Here is an 18,698-nt window from a genome sequence, read left to right on the forward strand (position 1 = left end):
CCGCAGACCATTGATTGGGAAGTAGGTGCGGACGGTTCGATGAGCGAGAGCGGGAGTGGGCGCGGGAGCGCGGCGGACGACCGGCTGGCGCCGGTGCTGCGCCCGGTGCGCGCGGGGAACGGCTTCGAGGAGGCGCTGGAGCAGATACTCCAGGTGCTGCGGCTGGGGCTGGTCCCCGACGGCGGCCGGCTCCCGGCCGAGCGGGAGCTGGCCGACCGGCTGCGGATCAGCCGGGTGACCCTGCGCGAGGTGCTGAAGGTGCTGCAGGACCAGGGGCTGGTGGAGAGCCGCCGCGGCCGCTATGGCGGCACCTTCGTCCGGGCCAGGCCCGAGCCCGCCGAGGGCGGCGGCGAGGACGAGCTGCGGCGCCGGGTCGAGGCGGTCGACGTCGAGGACACCCTGCGGTTCCGCGAGGTCCTGGAGGTGGGCGCGGCGGGGCTGTGCGCCGCGCACGGGCTGGCCGAGGGGCAGGCGCGGCGGCTGCGGGCGGCTCTGGACGCGACGCGGGACGCCCCGCTGGCCGACTACCGCCGCCTGGACACGATGCTCCACCTCACGCTCGCGGAGCTGGCGGGCTCACCGTCGCTGGCCGCCCAGTACGCGGCCGTCCGCGCGACCGTCAACGACCTGCTGGACTGTATCCCGCTGCTGGTCAAGAACCTCGAGCACTCCCAGGCCCAGCACGGGGCGCTGGTCGAGGCGGTGCTGGACGGGGACGCGGACGGGGCGCGCGAGGTGATGCGGGAACACTGCGAGGGCACGGCGGCGCTGCTGCGCGGTTTCCTGGTCTGACCGGCCGGCCCCGGGGGTCCTTAACCACGGTTTTACGCAGAGGTCTTGCGCATCGCCGACCGGAAGGCAAAGGTATGGCCCCACACCTTTGCCATCGCCCCCTCGTGTGGAGCAGGAGTGTCCCCCATGGCCGACGGTACCGAATCCGCCCGCACCCAATCCGCCGGCGCCTCCACCGGCGGCGCCCCGCCGGGCGGCGGCCCGGCGCCGTCCCCCGAGGACGCGTATCTGGAGCGCCGCACCCTGCGGCGCGGCAGCGCGGGCCCGCTGCTGCTGACCGGCCTCGGCGTCGCCTACGTCGTCTCCGGCGACTTCTCGGGCTGGAACTTCGGCCTGGCGGAGGGCGGCTTCGGCGGACTCGCCATCGCCGCCCTGCTGATGGGCCTGATGTACGCCTGCATGGTGTTCGCCCTGGCGGAGCTGGCCGCGATCCTCCCCACCGCGGGCGGCGGCTACGGCTTCGCGCGGCGCGCCCTCGGCCCCTGGGGCGGCTTCCTCACCGGCACGGCGATCCTCATCGAGTACGTCCTGGCGCCCGCCGCCATCTCCATCTTCATCGGCGACTACGTCGAGTCGCTCGGGCTCTTCGGCCTGGAGTCCGGCTGGCCGGTCTATCTGGCGTGTTTCGTCATCTTCATCGGCATCCATCTGTGGGGCGTGGGCGAGGCCCTGCGGTTCAGCCTGGTCGTGACCGCCATCGCCGTCGCCGCGCTGCTGGTCTTCGCCGTCGGCGCCCTCACCGACTTCGACGCGGGCTCGCTCAACAACATCCCGGCGGACCACTCCTCCTTCGGCGCGAGCTCCTGGCTGCCGTTCGGGCTGCTCGGCATCTGGTCGGCGTTCCCCTTCGGCATGTGGTTCTTCCTGGGCGTCGAGGGGGTGCCGCTGGCGGCGGAGGAGACCCGGGACCCGGCCCGTACGCTGCCGAAGGCCATGGCCTGGTCCATGGGCATCCTGCTGCTCCTCGCCCTGCTCACCTTCCTCGCGGCGACGGGGGCGCGCGGCCCGAATGCCGTACAGGAGGCGGGCAACCCGCTGGTCGAGGCGCTCCAGCCGGACGGCAAGGCCACCGTGCTGTCCCGCGTCGTCAACTACGCGGGCCTCGCCGGGCTCGTGGCCTCCTTCTTCTCGCTGATCTTCGCCGGTTCGCGCCAGTTGTTCGCGCTCTCCCGGGCCGGCTATCTGCCCCGCTTCCTCTCGCTGACCAGCAGCCGCAAGGCCCCCTACCTGGGCCTGCTGGTCCCGGGCGCCATCGGCTTCGCCCTCGCGGCGTGGACCGGCGACGGCGCCCGGATGCTCAACACCGCGGTGTTCGGCGCCACCATCTCGTACGCCCTGATGTCGCTCTCCCACATCGTGCTGCGCCGCCGTGAACCGGGCCTGGAGCGTCCCTACCGCACCCCCGGCGGCACGGTGACGTCGTCCCTCGCCTTCGTCCTGGCCTGCTCCGCGCTGGTGGCCACCTTCCTCGTGGACAAGGACGCGGCCTTCATCGCGCTCGGTGTCTACGCGGTGGCGCTGGCCTACTTCGCCTTCTACAGCCGCCACCGCCTGGTCGCGGCCGCGCCGGAGGAGGAGTTCGCGGCGCTGGCGGAGGCCGAGGCGGAACTGTCCCGCGACTGAGACCATTCCCGCGGCTGAGAGCATTCCCGCGACGGGAGAACCGTCCCACGGCCGAGAACCGTTCCGCGACGGAGAGCGGTCCCGGCGACCGGGAACCGTCCCGCGACCGAGCAGATCCACGAAGATCGGAGTCCCCGGTGTCCAAGCCCCTGATCGGCGTCAGCACCTATCTCGAACCCTCGGCGAGCTGGGGCGTGTGGAACCTCCCCGCCGCGCTGCTGCCCTCGGGCTACCACCTGCTCGTCCAGCGCGCGGGCGGCCTGGCCGCGATGCTGCCACCGGACGAGGACCGGGCCGCCGCCGCGTCCGTCGTCTCCCGCCTCGACGGGCTCGTCATCTCCGGCGGCCCGGATGTGGAACCGGTGCGGTACGGGGCCGAGGTGGAGCCGCGCACCGGGCCGCCCGCGCGGGAGCGGGACGCCTGGGAGCTGGCCCTGATCGAGGCGGCCCTGGCGTCGGGCACTCCCCTGCTGGGCATCTGCCGCGGCCACCAGCTCCTGAACGTCTCCCTCGGCGGCACCCTCGTCCAGCACCTGGACGGTCATGTGGGCCCGCCCGGCGTCTTCGACCACCACGAGGTGAAGCCGGTCCCGGGCACGCTCCTCGCCGGGATCCTCCCGGAGCCGGTGTCCGTCCCCACCTTCCACCACCAGTCCGTGGCCCACCTGGGCAAGGGACTGACGCCCTCGGCCCACGCCACGGACGACGGAACGGTGGAGGCGGTGGAGCTGCCGGACGCGGAGGCGTTCGTGCTGGGTGTCCAGTGGCATCCGGAGGCGGGCGACGACCTACGGGTCATGCGCGCCCTGGTGGAGGCGGCGTCGGGCTGAGGAACCGAGAGGGGACTGACTCAGCCGAGCTTGAGCAGCAGTTCGGTGAGTTCACCCGGCATGGTGACCATGCAGTCGTGACCGGTCGCCAATTCCCACACCTGTGACGGGCTGCCGTTGGGCTGGATCGCGGGGACGGGTCGCCGGGTGATGCCCTCCGGCACATTGGCGACGCAGTGGATATGCGTCCGCGGGATCGCGTTCACGGCCGGGTTGTCCAGCCGGACCGGCTGCTGGAGGCAGCGCACCGGCTGATCCGACAGCATCGACCGCAGCCACTCCACATCCGCCGGTTCGGTGACCCCGAACAGACCGTGGGGCGGCGGCATCACGTCCGGCGGCGGAATCCGCCACCCGCTCTCCGACGTCACGGCCTGGTCGATCCAGCCCTGGACAACGGGCATCACATCGGCCGCGCTCTCGCCGTCCTCCGGATCCATCGCGTCGAGATAGACCAGTTGCGCGATCCGCTCCGGGACCCGGTTGGTGGTGGCGGCGATGACCAGCCCGGCATAGCTGTGCCCGACGAGCACCACGTCGGTGAGGTCCTCTTCGGTGATCAGCCCGACGATGTCGTCGACATGCGTATCCAGCCCCACCTCCGGGCCCGCGAGGTGCGCCGTGTCGCCGTAGCCGGTCAGTGTCGGCGCCAACACCCGATGCCCGGCCGCCGCCAGCAGCGGGACCACCCGCTCCCAGCACTGCCCACTGTGCCAGGCACCGTGCACCAGCAGATATGTCGACATGGCTCTGCTCTCCATCCGCGCGCAAATAAACGGGACACTGTCCCGATTGAAGATATGGGACAGTGTCCCGCTTAGCAAGCGGGGACCGGCGCGGCGGTCAGGAGTTGATCTCGTACGGGTCGCCGTAGACCTTCCACTTCAACGGGGGCGCCAGGTCGAAGTTCTTCTCGTTGAGGAACTTCCGCTGCTCGGTGTCGACCCGGCTGGTGTCGCTGTGCGCCTCCTCGCTCTTCATGGCCTCCTTACGGGCGTCGAGGAAGGCGTTGAGATAAGTGGTCTCATTGCCGCCCTGCGCCGGGGACTTGGCCTTGGAGAGGGCGGTCTTACGGATGCCACCGAAGCTGTACTTGCTGTCACCGGGGCCGTGCATCACGATCGCGTCGTAGTAGATGAACTGGCCGAGCGCGCCCACGCCGTCGCCCTTGCCCTGCTTGACGGCCGGGTTGAAGTAGACGCGGTCGCGCTCGTGCTCCTGGGCGTCCTGGAACGCCTTGTCGGCGGCGGCCTTCTTCCAGTCCTTGGTGAAGTTCGGGTCCAGGCCGTCGTGGGAGTCGGTGCCGTCGACGTCGCGCAGCGCGGGGAGGTACTTGGCCAGGACGTTGCCGGGCTTCTGCTGGGTGTAGTACTCGACGAGTTCCAGCATGTCGCCGGTGCCGGAGCAGAATCCGATGATGCCCGCGGTGTAGCCGCGGCCGTCGCCTATGTCCTCGATGTACTTGAACTGGGCGCGCCAGTCGAGCGAGGAGTTCTCGGCACTGGAGACCAGCTTCATGGCGATCTCCTTCTTCGCCGGGTCGTCCAGGTTGCTCGCCGCCGCGGCCTTGTGCGCGGAGTGGGTGTGGCGCGCGTCCGACGAGGACGGCAGGTGGTCGGACGCCTGCCCGACTCCGACGCCGGTGAAGACGAGCGCGGCCGGTACCGTGACGGCCACGGCCGCGAGGCCGATCCTCCTGTGCATGGGGGACATGGGGACTCCGTTCCTTGTCGACTGTGGGGGAAGTGCGCGCGGCCGCCCCAGGGCGCGCCGGGGCGGCCCCGGACCCTGAGAACGATCCGTTAGGAACCTTTCCTAACCATTCAAGCGAGCGCGCCATGTCCACCACAAGGGTTTCGACGCCATTCAGCGCCATTCGACAAAGAAGCAGCCCGTGTCGTACTGCCTCGGGAGGCGGCGCCAACTCCCGTGTTACGACTGGGGAATGGGCATCGCGGGGTCCGCGCCGCCGGTCGCCCCGGGACGCTTTCCGGTCGTCCCGGACGCCCCGGTCGCCCCGGCGCCGGACGGTCCGGCGGGAACGGCCGGCTCGACCGCGCCCTCGGCCGCGGCCGGCACCTCCGTCACTGGCCGTGCCGCGATCGCCCGCCACCACGGCTCCAGCGGCAGCCCGCGCTCCGGCTCGAACGGCTGGCCAGGACGCGGAACGGCCACGGTCGCCCCGGCCTCCTTGGCCGCCTTCACCGTGCCCTCGGCGGGCTCCTCCCACGGATGCGGGGCGAGGTTGAAGGTGCCCCAGTGGATCGGCAGCATGATCCCCCGCGTCGGGTCCCCGCCCTGGAGATCGAGATGGGCCCGCATGCCCTCCTCGGGGGTCATATGGATGTCCGGCCAGTAATCGGAGTAGGCACCGATCTGGATCATGGTCGCGTCGAACGGCCCGAACGCCGCGCCGATCTCCGCGAAGCCGGAGAAGTAGCCGGTGTCCCCGCTGTGGTAGATCCGGCGCCCGGAACCGGCCACCACCCAGGAGGCCCACAGGGTGTGCTGGGTGTTGCGCAGCCCGCGCCCGCAGAAGTGGCGGGCCGGGGTGGCGGTGAGCGTGAGCCCGGCGACCTCGGTGGACTCGTGCCAGTCCAGCTCGGTCATCCGCTCGGCCGGGACGCCCCAGCGCTCCAGGTGTGCCCCCACCCCGAGCGGGACGACGAACATCGCGTGGCTCCGCACCAGCGCCCGGATCGTGGGCATGTCCAGATGGTCGTAGTGGTCATGGGAGATGACCACCGCGTCCACCGGCCCCAGCTCCCGCAGCGGCACCGGCACCGGGTGCAACCGCTTGGGCCCCACCATCGAGAAGGGCGAACAGCGCTGTCCCCATACGGGGTCGAACAGCACCCGCCGCCCCTCGATCTCCGCCAGCACACTGGAGTGCCCCAGCCAGGTCAGCCGCAGCCCGGAGGCGGGCGGAGTGGCCAGATCGGCAACGGTGGTGGGATGCACCGGCACGGCCCCGGCCGGGGCCCGGCGGACGCGCTCCTCCTTGCGGAAGTAGGTGGACACGAACTTCAGCATCGAGCCGGACGGGACGGTGCGGGCCCCCACCGGGTTGACGAACACACCGTTCGCGAAGTTCGGCGACCGCCGGATGCGCTCCATCCGCTCCCCACCGGGATCCGCCCCGAAGGCGGCGGGGCGCAGGGCGGCGGTGAGCCGGGAACGTGTCGGATGTGAGCCGGTCACGGGGCCTCCAGGGTGAGAGGGCGGGAGCGCTCCAACGCGCGGTGCCGTTGGGCTGCAATGACACAACTCTTACGAGGGGTGACCTTGTTCCGGAACGGCCCGCTCGGCCGAGATGAAGGACAGCAGCAGGTGGTCCTCCAGCGGGCGGTAGCCGAGACGCTGGTAGAGGGCGTTGGTGGTGGGGTTGTCGAGGTCGGTGAAGAGCAGGACCTCCTTCGCCCCGGCGTCCCGCGCGACCTGGCTCACGGCGGCCGTGGCGGCGCCCGCGTAGCCGCGTCCGCGCAGCTCGGGCGGGGTGTAGACCAAGGAGACCCGGGCCATGCCGGCGATCGTACGGCTGACCCCGGCGCAGGCCACCGGCCGGCCGTCGAGCTCCCACAGCGTGATCCCGTCATGGCCGAGCTTGTCGTCCACCTGCGCGGCGACGTCGTCCCTCAGCGCGCCGGTCTCGCGGGCGAACCCCTCGTACCAGGTGATCAGCAGGTCCCGGTCGGCGGTGGTGGCGGTCCGGGGCCGTCCCGGTGGGGCGGGGTCGGGCGGGGTGAGGGCATCGAGTCGATAGAGCCGGTGGGTCCGCTCGACGGTGTTCACCGCACCGGCGAGGTCCTGCCAGGTGGCGGCGAAGGTCTCGGCGGTCTCGCGCCCCGCGTTCACCCCGGTGACCTTCAGCTCGCCGTCCCGGGCGAGGGCGCGGGCGAGGTCCCGGGCCGCCTCACCGGAGAGGGCGGAGAGCAGCGGGGGGTACGGCGGGGTGCACAGGAACGCGCCCTCCACCGCCCCGCCCCCTCCGGTCCACCAGCCGTAGACCGGCGGCTCGGCGCCGTATCTGCCGCTTCCCGCCACCGTGAGGGAAGTGACCACAGTGAGCAAAGTGGTGTTCCGGGCCGGGTGGGCGCGCAGGAAGCCACCCGCCGCGGCCCGGAACTCCTCGAGGTCGTACGTCACCGTCCACGCCATGTGCACCAGGCTGGCGCGTGGCGGCGGAGCGGCGCACCTCAATTTCCTCGCTTCCGACCGGACGGCCGCTCGGCGCCGGTCATCGGCGGCCGGTCAGCAGCTCAGGTTGGAGCCGGGGGTGGTGCCGAGTATCTGAACGAACCGCTGGTAGGCGTCTATTCGGCTCTGCACCTGGCCGGGGTTGCCGCCGTTGCACTCCAGGCTGCCGTTGATGGCGCGGATGGTCTCGCCGAAGCCGCGCTGGTTGACCATGGCGTCGTGCGGGGTCATCGAGCCGGCCCCGCGCTGGGTGTTCCAGAACCACAGGGCGGTCTTCCAGGACACCGCGGCGTCCCGCTCCACCAGCCAGGGGTTGCCGAGCAGATCGATGCCGAGCGCGTCGCCCGCGGCCTTGTAGTTGAAGTTCCAGCTGAGCTGGATCGGGCCGCGGCCGTAGTACGCCGCCTGGCCCGCGGGGCAGCCGTAGGGCTGGTTCCAGTCGCAGTAGTGCGGGTAGTTGGAGGTGTTCTGCTCCACGATGTGGACCAGGCCGCCGGTCTCGTGGTTGACGTTCGCCAGGAAGGCGGCCGCCTCCTGCTTCTTGACGGTGTCGCTGCCGGTGTTGGCGAAGCCGGGGTAGGCGCTCAGGGCGGCGGTCAGGCCCTGGTAGGTGTAGAACGAGTTCCGGTTCGGGAACATCTGGTTGAACTGCGCCTCGCTCACCACGAAGCCGCTCGGGTTCTGGCCCTCGCCGCCGCAGTTGTAGGGCTCCCAGTACCAGGTGCTGATCACCGGGTCATAGCCCGGGTTGTCGTGCTCCGCGCGGTAGTACTTGCCGTCGGTGTACCGGACGATGTCGCCGGTGACGTACGGCTTGCCCGCCACCCAGTTCGGGTAGTCGCAGGCCGCCTGGGCGGTCGTTCCCGCCGCCGAGGCTGAGGCCATGGGCATGACAAACAGACTCGCGCACACCGCCGCGGTCGCCGCGAGCGGCGCCAGAACACGTCGTCTCCACATGGGGCCGATCTCCTTCGTGTGGGGGGCCCTGGAACTCTGAGGGACACTCAAGCGGTTTGGTCTATACCAGTCAAGGTATAGACCAAACCTTTGTGCGGGGATGAGTAAAAGGGCGGACATCACGGGATGACCGGAAGAGCGGACATCACGGGATGCCGGAAGAAAGGCGCCGGGGCCGGTGGTGCCGGTTCCGTCAGTCCGGCAGCAGGTGTGACACCAGGGTGCGCGCCCATTCGGCGGTGGGGGCCTGGTCGGTGAAGACGGCCCGGTAGTAGAGGGGGGCGAGCAGAGCCTCGGTGGCGCGTTCGACGGTCGGGGCCCAATTGCCCCGGGCACGTTCCCGGTCGAGCATGGCCTGGAGCTGCTGCTGACGCTCTCCGGTGCACGCACTGGCGCCTTGCTCCCCGGCCGTGCCGATGGTGGCGCGCACCAGAGGGAGGGTGTCCGGGTCGTTGAGGTCCTTGGCGAGGTCGGACGCATAGCGTTCCAGGTCACCGCGGAGACTTCCGGTGTCCGGCACCACGATGCCGTCGGAGAAGCGGCTGGTCGCGACATCGGCGAGCAGGTCGCCGACGGAGCCCCAGCGGCGGTAGACCGTGGTGGCGTGCACGCCCGCCCGGGCGGCCACGACCGGGATCGTCAGCAGTTCGTCGGCCTCGTCGGTGAGCAGTTCCTTGACGGCCCGGTGGACGGCCGCGCGGATGCGGGCGGAGCGGCCGCCGGGCCGGCTGCCGGTGCGGGGCACGGAGGAAGTCGTAGCGGGCATGTCGCCAGTATCGCACTGATCGCTGCTTTTTTAGCGCAGTGATCAGTGCGTTAGTGGTACCTTGGGGCCACTAACGCAAAGTTCACTGCGAGGCCGTATATGCCCATTGAATCCGCCGCCACCGCCGCAGCGCCCGTCGGCGATCCGCACCACGTGCCACGGAAGGGTGCATTCCGCTCCGTGGCCGCCACCTTTGTCCTCTTCCTGGCCGCCTCCAGCGCACCATCCCCGCTCTATGTGATCTACCAGCGGCAATGGCAGTTCACGGCGTGGGTGCTGACCCTCGTATTCGCCCTCTATGTGGTCGGCCTGCTGGGCTCGCTGCTCGTGGTCGGAGCGCTGTCGGACCATCTCGGCCGCCGGCCGGTGCTCGCCGCGGCGATCGGCCTGGAGATGGTCGCGCTCACGCTGTTCCTCACCGCCGGGAACGTGGTCGTCCTGGCCGCCGCCCGGGTGCTGCAGGGCATCGCCACCGGGGCGGCGACGACCACCCTGAGCGCCACCCTCGTCGACCTCGAACCGCCGCACGCCCGTGGCCGCGCGGGCACCGTCACCTCGGTGTCCCCCCTGACCGGGCTCGCCCTCGGCGCTCTCGGCTCCGGTGTGCTGGTGGAGTTCGGCCCCGCCCCGACCCGGCTGGTCTACGCGCTGCTGTTCGGCGGAATGGTGCTGGCGGCGGTGGCCGTCGCCGTCCTGCCCGAGACGTCTCCCCGTCGGCCGGGAGCCGTCGCATCCCTGCGTCCGCGGGTCGCCATGCCCGCGCATCTGCGCGCGGACATCCTCCCGGTGGTGCCGGCGATGATCGCGGGCTGGGCCCTGGCCGGGATGTACCTCTCGCTCGGCCCGTCCGTCGCGGCCAAGTTGCTGGGGCTGCACAGTCATCTGGTCGGCGGCGTCGTCGTGACGCTCCTGACCGGCACCGGCGCGCTCGCGGTCTTCCTGCTCCGCTCCCGGTCCGCGTCCTCGCTGCTGACGCCCTCGTCCGCACTGCTCGGGCTCGGCACCCTGATATCACTCGCCGGAATAGCGGAGGACCTCACCTGGCTTGCCGCCGTCGGCACCGTCGTCGCGGGCCTCGCCCTCGGTGCGTCGGTGCTGGCGACGTTCGGCACCTTCGCCCGGGTCGCCGAGCCGCACGAGCGCAGCGCGGTCTTCGCGCTGGCGAACGTCATCGCCTATCTGGGAAACAGCGTGCCCGCCGTACTCGGGGGAATCGCCGTCACCACCCTGGGACTCAGGACCGCCGCCGAGAGCTACGCGCTGGCGATCGCGATGATCGCCTTCTCCGTCCTCGTCCTGCGCCTGAACCGGGTACGGGCGCGGCGCCGTGACGTCATGGCCCCGTGCGGATGAGGGGCCGGCCAACGGCAGAGGATCCCTAGACCGTCCCTAGACCGCCCTTTTCATCCACCAACCGATACGGCATTACACAATGCGGAACAAGGAGACACCGTGACGACGACAAGCAGGCCCAGGAAGAACCTCGAGGTGCGGCGATCGGACCACACGACGATCCGGTACACGGCCGGCGGTCCCGCCGGAGGGCCGACTCTGGCTCTCATCCACGGCTGGGCATGCGACCGCGGCGACTTCGACGCGGTGACCGACCATCTGCCCGAGGACTACCGCGTTCTCGCGATCGACCTCGCCGAGCATGGCGAGTCGCGGTCGACGCGGGACGTCTGGACCATGGAGGAGTTCGCCCGCGACGTGGCAGCAGTGCTGGAAGCCGAGTCGGTGGACACATGTGTCGTGGCCGGGCACTCCCTCGGCGGGGCGGTCGCCGTCGAAGTCGGCCGGCTGCTCCCTGCCACGGTCTCTCATGTGGTCGCACTCGACGCGCTGCACTATCTGTCCCTGTTCCCGGCGCTGAGCGACGAACAGACCGACGCGACGCTGCGCATGTTCCGCGAGGACTTCGCCGGAGCGGTGCGGGGCCTCGTCGAGGGAGGTTCGCCGACCGGGACCAGCACGGCTCTCAAGGATGCGTACTTCGAGAAGATGGTCGCGGTGCGGCAGCCCGCGGGTCTGCGTTCCATCGAGGGTCTGGTGCGTTGGGACATGGACGCGGCGCTGCGCGAGACCAAGCAGCCGATCACCGTGTTCGCGATACGTGACCTGGTGACGCGTGAAGCGATCGACCGCTACGGGGACCGCTTCGACATCGTGCTCGTCGACCTGGGCACCCACCACTTCCAGGTGGAGGCACCCGAAGGCACGGCGAAGATCCTGGCCGGCGTGGGGACCGAGTAGGGATCCGGGAACCGGCCCTCGCTCGCGGCCCGGGGCCGAGCGCGGGATCAGGTCTCGCGCCCGGGGCGGTAGGTGTCGGCGTCCACCTTCCGGGGGCCGGTCGATGGTCACGACGCTGAGGTGCGGCGCTGACACGCCCGCCCCGGCGCGTCACCCACGTCTGCCACCTCTCCGTCGAACCCGTCGCCCCCAGGGCGGCACATTCCGTCAAGTCTCCTTGTCCGCACGTCACCTGGGCTCTCGGGCGCCCGTCTTCCGGTCGCCGAGCATCAGGCGGGCATGACCGAGGAGTTCAGCGCCCATCCGAAGCTGAACCGCTTCCATCTCGTCAGCCAGTTTCGACTGGTAGCCCTCACTGTCCGCATCCGAGACCAGATAGCACCCAAGCTGGTTGTACTGGCTCAGCCCAGTTCGGGCAAAGCTGCGGCCGAGGGCCATACCTACACCGACGCCGAGGCGGCCGAGTGGACCGCGCTGGACCCGCTCTTCGGCTACAGCCGCCATCCGCACCGAAGCGCCGGTCTGCCATGCCGGACCGGCGCCTCGGTGATCTCGGTGGACGGCGACGGCACGGTGCGCCGCTGCCATTTCGTCCCTACGGAACTGGGCAATCTCTACGACGGGTCGTACCGCGCGGCGCTACGGCCCCGCCCCTGTCCGCTGGCCGTCTGCGACTGCCATATCGGCTATGTGCACCTGGAGTCGCTTCCCCTGTACGACGTGTTCGGCGGCGGTGTGCTGGAACGTGTTCCGGCGCCGCCGGTAGGTTCATGGTCGGTCGGTCACACTGTTTCCCCCTCGATCCCCCTGGTCACGATGAGCGTCACAGAACCGGACGTCACGGAGGACGTCACAGGAACAGAAAGTCCGCTTCCCCGGCCTTCGCACTCTGTATGAAGCGTTTCATCTCCAGATGCGTGTAGATCAGGGCCGGTCCGTCCGGGTCGGTCGACTGGCGCAGCGCCACCCGCCCGTCCGTCAGTCTCATCGCCTCGACGCAGCTTCCCCCATTGCCACCGCTCCACGGCTTGTGCCAGCCCTCGCTGCCGAGGTCCCTCGCCGGCATGCCGCTGTAGACGCGATTCCCGCATATGCGATCCATCGTTCAGATCTCCTTGCGAATGCGACTCAGAATGGCCTGAGTCGTCTGTGCAGGCGCGGCCTGCGCGCACATCCGGTCCAGGGCCTCCAGGAACGCCGATACGTCATCGCGCTGGTCGAAGTAGGAGCCGCTGACGAGCGTCTCCGTATACGCGATATCGGGCAGCTCCGGGATCGGGAACCGGAAGATATGGAAGGGACCGTACATCGCCGGGTGCGGACCGGCGTCGAACGGCATGATCTGCAGCCGGATATGAGGGGCCTCCGCCTCCTCGATCAGCCGCGTGATCTGGGCACGCATGGTCTCGGCACCGCCGATGGGGCGGCGCACCACCGTCTCGTCCATGACCACCCACAGCATCGGCGGGTTGTCCCGGGTGAGCAGCGCCTGGCGCTCCATGCGGAGGGCTACGTTGCGCTCGATCTCCGATTCGGGCGCATGCGGCATGCCCGCGCGGAGCACCGCGCGGGCGTAGTCCTCGGTCTGCAGCAAGCCTGGGATGTAGTGCGGTTCGTAGGCCCGGATCAGATTGGCCTCGACCTCCAGGCTGACGAAGGTGTTGAACCACTCCGGCAGGACGTCCCGGAACCGGTGCCACCAGCCGGCCTTGTTGGCCTCGCGCGCGAGGGAGAGGAACCCCTCGACCTCCTCGGGGTCGGCGACGCCGTACGTGCGCAGCAGCTTCTCGACGTACGGGAGCTTCAGGCCGACCTCGGCCTTCTCCATCCGCCGGATCGTGGCATGGGTGACGTCCAGGGCGCGCCCGGCCTGCTCGAATGACAGCCCGGCCTTCTCCCGAAGGTCCTGGAGCCGTTTGCCGAGCACGACTCGCAGGACGGTCGGGGCTCCGCCCGCCCGCGCATCCGCCACTACCGTCCCCCTCCAAGTACCTTCACGACACAGCAGTCTGGCATGGGCTCAGCATTCCGAACAGCCTGCGCTTGCGATTCTGTAATTTACAGATTGAACCTTGCCATACGCGAGCGTGACAGAGCATAGTGTCGACGTGGCTCCTTCCTATGAGGCTCTCCGGTTAGGGCGCGGCGGCACCGTGGTCGCTCCGCCCCGCCACGACGTGTTTCGTCTGCCGGCGCTGAGCACGTCCGTCGCCGAGGCGAGAAGGCATGTCGTCCGGCGGCTGGGCTCATGGGGCATCGACCAGGACACCCGGGACAGCGCGGAGTTGATCGTCTCCGAGCTCTTCACCAACGCGGTGCGCCACACCTCCAGCGAGGACGTTCGCTGCTCACTCCAGCTCATAGGCACCCGGCTGCGGCTCGAGGTGGCCGACCAGGGCTGTGCGCGCACGGTGCCGGAGGCCCGGTCGGTGAGCGCGGACCAGGAGGGCGGCCGCGGGCTGATGCTGGTGGAGGCCATGTCGGAGGCCTGGGGGGTCAGGCCGAACCAGGGCGGCGCGGGCCGCGCCGTCTGGGCCTACCTGGCGATATAGCGGCCCTGCGGCGACGACGCGACGGACGAGCGGTGCCGAGGGAATAGGGGCAGCGACAGCGCACCGGGCGGTCAGCCTCGGGGCGCCAACGGGGGTCTGCCCCTATTCCTCCGGGACCGCTTCGGGTCACGGATCGTTCACGGCCGCAGCGGCAGCAGATCGGGCCGCTTGGGCTCCACATGGTCACCCGACGACTCTCCGCGCAGCCGTCGGCCGATCCAGGGCACCAGATATTCGCGCGCCCAGTGGATGTTGTCCCGGCGCACCTCGGCCGCGGTGCGCTGCCCCTCCGGGGGCCAGGGCTGATCGGGGTCGGCCGGGACGTCGAGGCCGAGCACCTGACCGGCCCTCAGCGCGACCCGGGTGTGCCCGTCCGGCGACAGATGCAGCCGGTCGGCGTCCCAGGCCCGGCGGTCCTGCACCGAGCGCAGCGACCACAGGTCGAGCACCGGGCAGCCGTGGCGGTCGGCGATCGCCCGCACATGCGCCGTATACGTAGCGATCTTGCCCCGCAGGTGGCGCAGCACGGGCACCCCTCTGGTGTCGAAGCCGGTGCACAGCAGCACCGTGCCCACCCGCGCCCGGAGGTCGGCGACGGCCGCCTCATAGCGCTCGGCCACATCGTCGGGGTCACTGCCGGGGCGCAGGATGTCATTGCCACCCGCGCAGAAGGTGACGAGATCGGGGCCGAGTTCGATGGCGCGGGCCACCTGCTCGGCCACGATCTGGTCAAGGAGTCGACCGCGTACGGCCAGATTGGCGTAGCGGAAATCGTCGTGGGGTCGTTGGTCGGACAGCAGGACGGCGAGCCGATCGGCCCAGCCGACGAACACCCCGTCAGGACCGGGGTCGCCGACGCCCTCGGTGAAGCTGTCTCCGACGGCTGCGTACGACCCGATGGAACCGTTGCTGAATCTCTCCTTATCGTCTGCCACGTCGGGACATCATTCACCCGATGGCGTGACTTACGCCACCGTAACCGGGGCTTGACGTGGGGTGATCTATCCCACCTGGTCAGTTTCGGCGAAGGTGGAATACGGCGGCGTCCAGGTCGCCGCTCAGCCCGGTGCGCAGGCCCCGGTGGGCGAGCACCGCTCCCCGGTACACCTCCCCGGTCTCCAGATCCCGGTAGGTGGCCGCCGGGTCGAGCCCGCGCAGCCGCAGCGGAAGCTGTGCCCGGCCGTGGTGCTGTGCCTGGAGCCAGGCCAGCACGACGGTCTCCTCGCCCCGGACGTACTGCACCGCGCTGAGCCCGTCGCCCTCCGGCGGCCGCAGCCGGTGCAGCTCACCGTGCTGGACGACGGGGCGCACCCGCTTGTAGAGCGCCACCCAGTCGCGGGCCTCGGCGAGTTCGGCCTCGCTCCAGCGGGTCAGATCGCCGCCCACGCCCAGCACCCCGGCCATCGCGCTGACGAAGCGGAAGCGCAGCGAGCTGACCCGGGCGTTGCCCATGGCGTTGGGGCTGTCGGTGACCCAGGCGGCCATCACCCGGGCCGGGTGGAGCTGGCCGAAGCCGTGCTGGATGGCCAGCCGGTCCAGCGGATCGGTGTTGTCCGAGGTCCACACCTGGTCGGTCAGGCCCAGGACGCCGAGGTCGATCCGGCCGCCGCCGCCCGAGCAGGACTCGAAGGCGACCCCGGGGTGGGCGGCGCGCAGCCGCTCCAGCAGCTCGTACAGCCCGCGTACATGGTCGATCCACAGCCGCCGCGGATAGGGGTCGCCGGGCCAGCCGGGGTCCGTGAAGGAGCGGTTGAAGTCCCATTTCACATAGTCGATGGGCGCGCCGCTCAGCAGGGTGTCCAGCCGCTCCCACAGATAGGCGCGCACCTCGGGGCGGGCGAGGTTGAGCACGAGCTGGTTGCGGAACTCGGTGCGGGCCCGGCCGGGGTGGTGCTGCACCCAGTCGGGGTGGGCGCGGTACAGGTCGCTGTCGGGGTTGACCATCTCCGGCTCGACCCAGATGCCGAACCCCATCCCGAGCGCGTGCACCTCGTCGGCCAGCGGCTTCAGCCCGTGCGGAAAGCGGTCCGGGTTGGGCGTCCAGTCGCCGAGCCCGGCCCGGTCGCTGGTGCGCGCCCCGAACCAGCCGTCGTCCACGACGAACAGCTCGACGCCCATGTCGGCGGCCAGCCGCGCGAGCGAACGCTGCTGCTCCTCGCTCACCTCGAACTCGGTGGCCTCCCACGAGTTGTAGAGCACCGGCCGGGACCGGTCGGCGCCGGGGATCACATGCGCGAGCTGCCAGGCGTGCCAGGCGCGGCTCGCGGCCCCGAAGCCGCCGTCGGTCCACAGCCCCGCGAAGACGGGCGTGGTGAAGGACTCGCCGGGCCCGAGGAGCAGCTGGCCCGCGTCGTCGTGGCCGACCCCGCCCACCGCCTGGACGGCGCCGTCGCTCAGCAGCTGGACGGCGATCCGCCAGGCCCCGGACCAGGCGAGCGCGCAGCTGTGCACCTCGCCGCTCTCCTCGGTGGCCGCCCCGCCGTCCATGGCGATCCAGGGCAGATGGTGATGGCTCGTGTGGCCCCGGCGGCTGCCGATCACCTTCTCACCGGGGGTGAGCTCGGTGCGGGCGAGCCGGCTCTCGGCGGCCCAGCGGCCGTGCAGGTGGGACAGCCGCCAGCGGTCGCGCGCCGGGAGCGACCAGGCGGCGGAGTCGGCGCGCAGCAGCTCCACCGGCCGCTGCCCGGCGGTGCCGGTGTGGGCGAGGGTAGTCCAGCGCTCGATGACATCGCCGTCGTCCCGCATCCGGTAGTGGAGGGTGATGTCGAGGTGGAGCAGCGGATCGTGGAAGCGCAGCCGCAGCTCCTCACCGGTGCCGGGGTCGAGGACGGTGCCGCCGTCGAAGCGCCACTCGGTGCCGCGTACGTCCCCGGCGCGTACGGACAGGGCGGGGCGCACAAAGCGCGGGCCGCCCTCCACGGGGTACTCCTCGCGCCCGTCCAGCGGGGATTCGAACGGCCATTCCGGCGGCCCCGGCTCGGCGGCGAGGGCCTCGGCGTCCTCGACCGCGATCCTCGGCCCCCAGTGGAGATGGAGCAGCTCATCACGGTCGGTGAGGCGCAGGGCGTAGCTGCTGTGCCGCCCCGAGAGCGCCCAGAGCCGACCGCTTCCACCGGTTTCGATCATCGCATTCCCCAATTCTCCACAGGTGTCAACATGATCGGGGAGGGCGGGCGGTGCGGCAATGCCCGCACCCTCACGGGACCGATTGCCCGCTGCACGCATGTCGTATGGTCAGCCTCAGCCGCCTTGTCGACGAGCCGCGTCGGCGGCCGATGGTGAAGGAGAGCCCGTGACGCAGCAGTCGCAGTCGCCGCAGGTCCCCCAGGCCGAAAGCCGACTGGTGGGGGTACGTAATTTCCGTGATCTCGGTGGACTGCCGGCTGCCGACGGCCGCCGCGTACGGCCCGGAGTGCTGTTCCGCAGCGGCCATCTCGCCCATGCCACCGAGGCGGACACCGCCTACCTCGACTCGCTCGGACTGCACACCGTCTTCGACTTCCGCAACGCCGCCGACATCAAGCTGGAGGGCCCGGACGTCACGCTGCCCGGGGTCCGCAACGTCAATCTGCCGCTGTCCGACCCGGCCGACGGAGCCGGGTTCTGGACGATGGTGCGCGAGGGCGATCTGAAGACCCTGCGCGAGCTGCTCTCCGAGGGCCGGGCCGAGAAGCGCATGATCCGCTCCTACCGCTCCATCGTCACCACCCGGCTCGTCGAGCACGGCCGGATCCTCCGCGACATGGCCGAGGACAGCTCACCGGTGCTGATGCACTGTTCGGCGGGCAAGGACCGGGCCGGGCTGTCCATCGCGGTGACCCTGCTGGCCCTCGGCGTCGACCAGGAGGCCATCGAGGCCGACTACCTCCAGTCGGCCGCCGCCCACCGGCGCTACAAGATCTGGCGCAAGGGCTCTCCGGGAGACGGCTCCGACCCCATGTCGCCTGAGGTCTTGGCGCTGCTGCTGCCGCTGTTCGACGCGCGCGCCGAATATCTGGCGGCGGCCTTCACCACGATCGAGGAGACCTGGGGCGGCACCGAGCGCTATCTCGCCGAGGGGCTCGGCCTCGCCCCCGAGCAGCGCGACCGGCTCCGGGAACGGCTGCTCACGGGCTGAGCGGCTTCGGGTGCTGAACGGCCACGGGCTCGCGGGCCTCACCACATGGTGTCGGACCCGGCCTCCGGCTCGGTGACCCAGCCCGCCGTCAGCACCAGACCGGTGGCGCGGTGCACCGCCAGGAAGCCGAACGGGCGGTCGTACGCCACGCTGATCAGCTTCGCCTTCTGCTGCGGCACCCCGGCCGCGTCCATGGCGAACGCGGTCACGGCCGCGGCCCAGAACCCCTCGGCGCTGAACGACGCGGTCATGGACTGCTGCCCCGAGGACAGGGCCAGCGGGCTCGGGCTGATCCCCGGGAAGTGGCCGCGGGAGGTGTCCTGCGCGGTGCGCAGTCCGAACAGTTCCGCGTACCGCAGCAGATCGTGCCGCGCGGTCACGGTGAACTGCGGGGTGGTGAGGTAGAGCGACGGGGTGGCGTCCCAGCTCGTGACCTCCCCGACCCGGACCCCGGGCCCGGCCTCGCCCAGCGGCAGCGCCGAGCCCGGCAGCCCCGGGTACTCCCCGGCCACCGCGCCGATCCCCGCCTCCAGCACCTCGCCGCCCACGGCGTCCTCGGCGCCGAGGACCAGGTGCACGTCCAGCCCGTTGTCACCCGCGATGCCCGAGAG

18 protein-coding genes and 1 pseudogene are annotated in these 18,698 nt (G+C 70.8%); 8 read left to right on the top strand and 11 right to left on the bottom strand.

The features are described 5' to 3' along the window. The first annotated feature begins 39 nt into the window (after positions 1-39). The 3 genes from ACFXB5_RS31225 (at position 40) to ACFXB5_RS31235 (ending at position 3,245) form a co-directional block, all read left to right on the top strand. Positions 40-792 (top strand): FadR/GntR family transcriptional regulator, encoded by a 753-nt coding sequence (locus tag ACFXB5_RS31225; RefSeq protein WP_385213992.1) that lies wholly within the window; start codon positions 40-42, stop codon positions 790-792. Between the two features lie 126 nt (positions 793-918). After that, complete coding sequence (gene eat, locus ACFXB5_RS31230; RefSeq protein ID WP_385213995.1) at positions 919-2,415, top strand: ethanolamine permease; 1,497 nt, start codon at positions 919-921, stop codon at positions 2,413-2,415. Positions 2,416-2,552: 137 nt separating this feature from the next. Further along, positions 2,553-3,245 (top strand): gamma-glutamyl-gamma-aminobutyrate hydrolase family protein, encoded by a 693-nt coding sequence (locus ACFXB5_RS31235; protein ID WP_385213998.1) that lies wholly within the window; start codon positions 2,553-2,555, stop codon positions 3,243-3,245. A gap of 20 nt (positions 3,246-3,265) precedes the next feature. Here the strand turns inward: ACFXB5_RS31235 and ACFXB5_RS31240 are convergent, their stop codons facing one another. From ACFXB5_RS31240 to ACFXB5_RS31265, 6 genes are all read right to left on the bottom strand, one after another. Next, on the bottom strand, positions 3,266-3,991 hold the full coding sequence (locus ACFXB5_RS31240; RefSeq protein ID WP_385214001.1) for an alpha/beta fold hydrolase: 726 nt from the start codon (positions 3,989-3,991) through the stop codon (positions 3,266-3,268). 97 nt (positions 3,992-4,088) lie between these two features. Then, positions 4,089-4,958, bottom strand: a complete 870-nt coding sequence (locus ACFXB5_RS31245) for a chitosanase (RefSeq protein ID WP_385214003.1) — start codon at positions 4,956-4,958, stop codon at positions 4,089-4,091. A 219-nt stretch (positions 4,959-5,177) separates the two neighbouring features. Then, the gene (locus tag ACFXB5_RS31250) at positions 5,178-6,446 is read right to left on the bottom strand and encodes an MBL fold metallo-hydrolase (RefSeq protein ID WP_385214006.1); all 1,269 of its coding nucleotides are present in this window, start codon (positions 6,444-6,446) and stop codon (positions 5,178-5,180) included. 69 nt (positions 6,447-6,515) lie between these two features. Further along, positions 6,516-7,403, bottom strand: a complete 888-nt coding sequence (locus ACFXB5_RS31255) for a GNAT family N-acetyltransferase (protein ID WP_385214009.1) — start codon at positions 7,401-7,403, stop codon at positions 6,516-6,518. Positions 7,404-7,496: 93 nt separating this feature from the next. Continuing rightward, on the bottom strand, positions 7,497-8,399 hold the full coding sequence (locus ACFXB5_RS31260; protein ID WP_385214012.1) for a glycoside hydrolase family 19 protein: 903 nt from the start codon (positions 8,397-8,399) through the stop codon (positions 7,497-7,499). Positions 8,400-8,592: 193 nt separating this feature from the next. Continuing rightward, positions 8,593-9,165, bottom strand: coding sequence for a TetR-like C-terminal domain-containing protein (locus tag ACFXB5_RS31265; RefSeq protein WP_237515757.1), 573 nt, complete (start codon positions 9,163-9,165; stop codon positions 8,593-8,595). Between the two features lie 180 nt (positions 9,166-9,345). On the opposite strand from ACFXB5_RS31265, the gene ACFXB5_RS31270 reads away from it, so the two are divergent. The 3 genes and pseudogenes from ACFXB5_RS31270 to ACFXB5_RS31280 form a co-directional block, all read left to right on the top strand. After that, the gene (locus ACFXB5_RS31270) at positions 9,346-10,518 is read left to right on the top strand and encodes an MFS transporter (RefSeq protein WP_237515758.1); all 1,173 of its coding nucleotides are present in this window, start codon (positions 9,346-9,348) and stop codon (positions 10,516-10,518) included. A gap of 99 nt (positions 10,519-10,617) precedes the next feature. Continuing rightward, complete coding sequence (locus ACFXB5_RS31275; protein WP_385214017.1) at positions 10,618-11,418, top strand: alpha/beta fold hydrolase; 801 nt, start codon at positions 10,618-10,620, stop codon at positions 11,416-11,418. Positions 11,419-11,841: 423 nt separating this feature from the next. Continuing rightward, positions 11,842-12,315: pseudogene (locus tag ACFXB5_RS31280) on the top strand (radical SAM protein); the annotation flags it as partial. On the opposite strand, the gene ACFXB5_RS31285 reads toward ACFXB5_RS31280, so the two are convergent. Continuing rightward, a complete protein-coding gene (locus ACFXB5_RS31285; RefSeq protein ID WP_344317935.1) occupies positions 12,269-12,520 on the bottom strand; it encodes a DUF397 domain-containing protein in 252 nt (83 codons plus the stop codon). The pseudogene ACFXB5_RS31280 and the gene ACFXB5_RS31285 overlap by 47 nt on opposite strands. A gap of 3 nt (positions 12,521-12,523) precedes the next feature. Further along, the gene (locus ACFXB5_RS31290; RefSeq protein WP_385214019.1) at positions 12,524-13,390 is read right to left on the bottom strand and encodes a helix-turn-helix domain-containing protein; all 867 of its coding nucleotides are present in this window, start codon (positions 13,388-13,390) and stop codon (positions 12,524-12,526) included. A gap of 136 nt (positions 13,391-13,526) precedes the next feature. On the opposite strand from ACFXB5_RS31290, the gene ACFXB5_RS31295 reads away from it, so the two are divergent. Then, a complete protein-coding gene (locus tag ACFXB5_RS31295; RefSeq protein WP_243146363.1) occupies positions 13,527-13,970 on the top strand; it encodes an ATP-binding protein in 444 nt (147 codons plus the stop codon). Positions 13,971-14,107: 137 nt separating this feature from the next. Here the strand turns inward: ACFXB5_RS31295 and ACFXB5_RS31300 are convergent, their stop codons facing one another. Beyond that, positions 14,108-14,905, bottom strand: a complete 798-nt coding sequence (locus tag ACFXB5_RS31300; RefSeq protein WP_037961648.1) for an SGNH/GDSL hydrolase family protein — start codon at positions 14,903-14,905, stop codon at positions 14,108-14,110. A 79-nt stretch (positions 14,906-14,984) separates the two neighbouring features. Further along, complete coding sequence (locus ACFXB5_RS31305) at positions 14,985-17,096, bottom strand: alpha-galactosidase (protein ID WP_385214023.1); 2,112 nt, start codon at positions 17,094-17,096, stop codon at positions 14,985-14,987. 166 nt (positions 17,097-17,262) lie between these two features. Between ACFXB5_RS31305 and ACFXB5_RS31310 the strand changes: the two genes are divergently transcribed. Then, positions 17,263-18,087, top strand: a complete 825-nt coding sequence (locus tag ACFXB5_RS31310; RefSeq protein WP_385214026.1) for a tyrosine-protein phosphatase — start codon at positions 17,263-17,265, stop codon at positions 18,085-18,087. A 38-nt stretch (positions 18,088-18,125) separates the two neighbouring features. Here the strand turns inward: ACFXB5_RS31310 and ACFXB5_RS31315 are convergent. Beyond that, positions 18,126-18,698: serpin family protein (locus tag ACFXB5_RS31315; protein ID WP_385214029.1), on the bottom strand; the 573-nt coding region annotated here is incomplete at its 5' end.

The organism is Streptomyces sp. NPDC059455 (assembly GCF_042750115.1).
GTDB classification, from domain to species: domain Bacteria; phylum Actinomycetota; class Actinomycetes; order Streptomycetales; family Streptomycetaceae; genus Streptomyces; species Streptomyces endocoffeicus.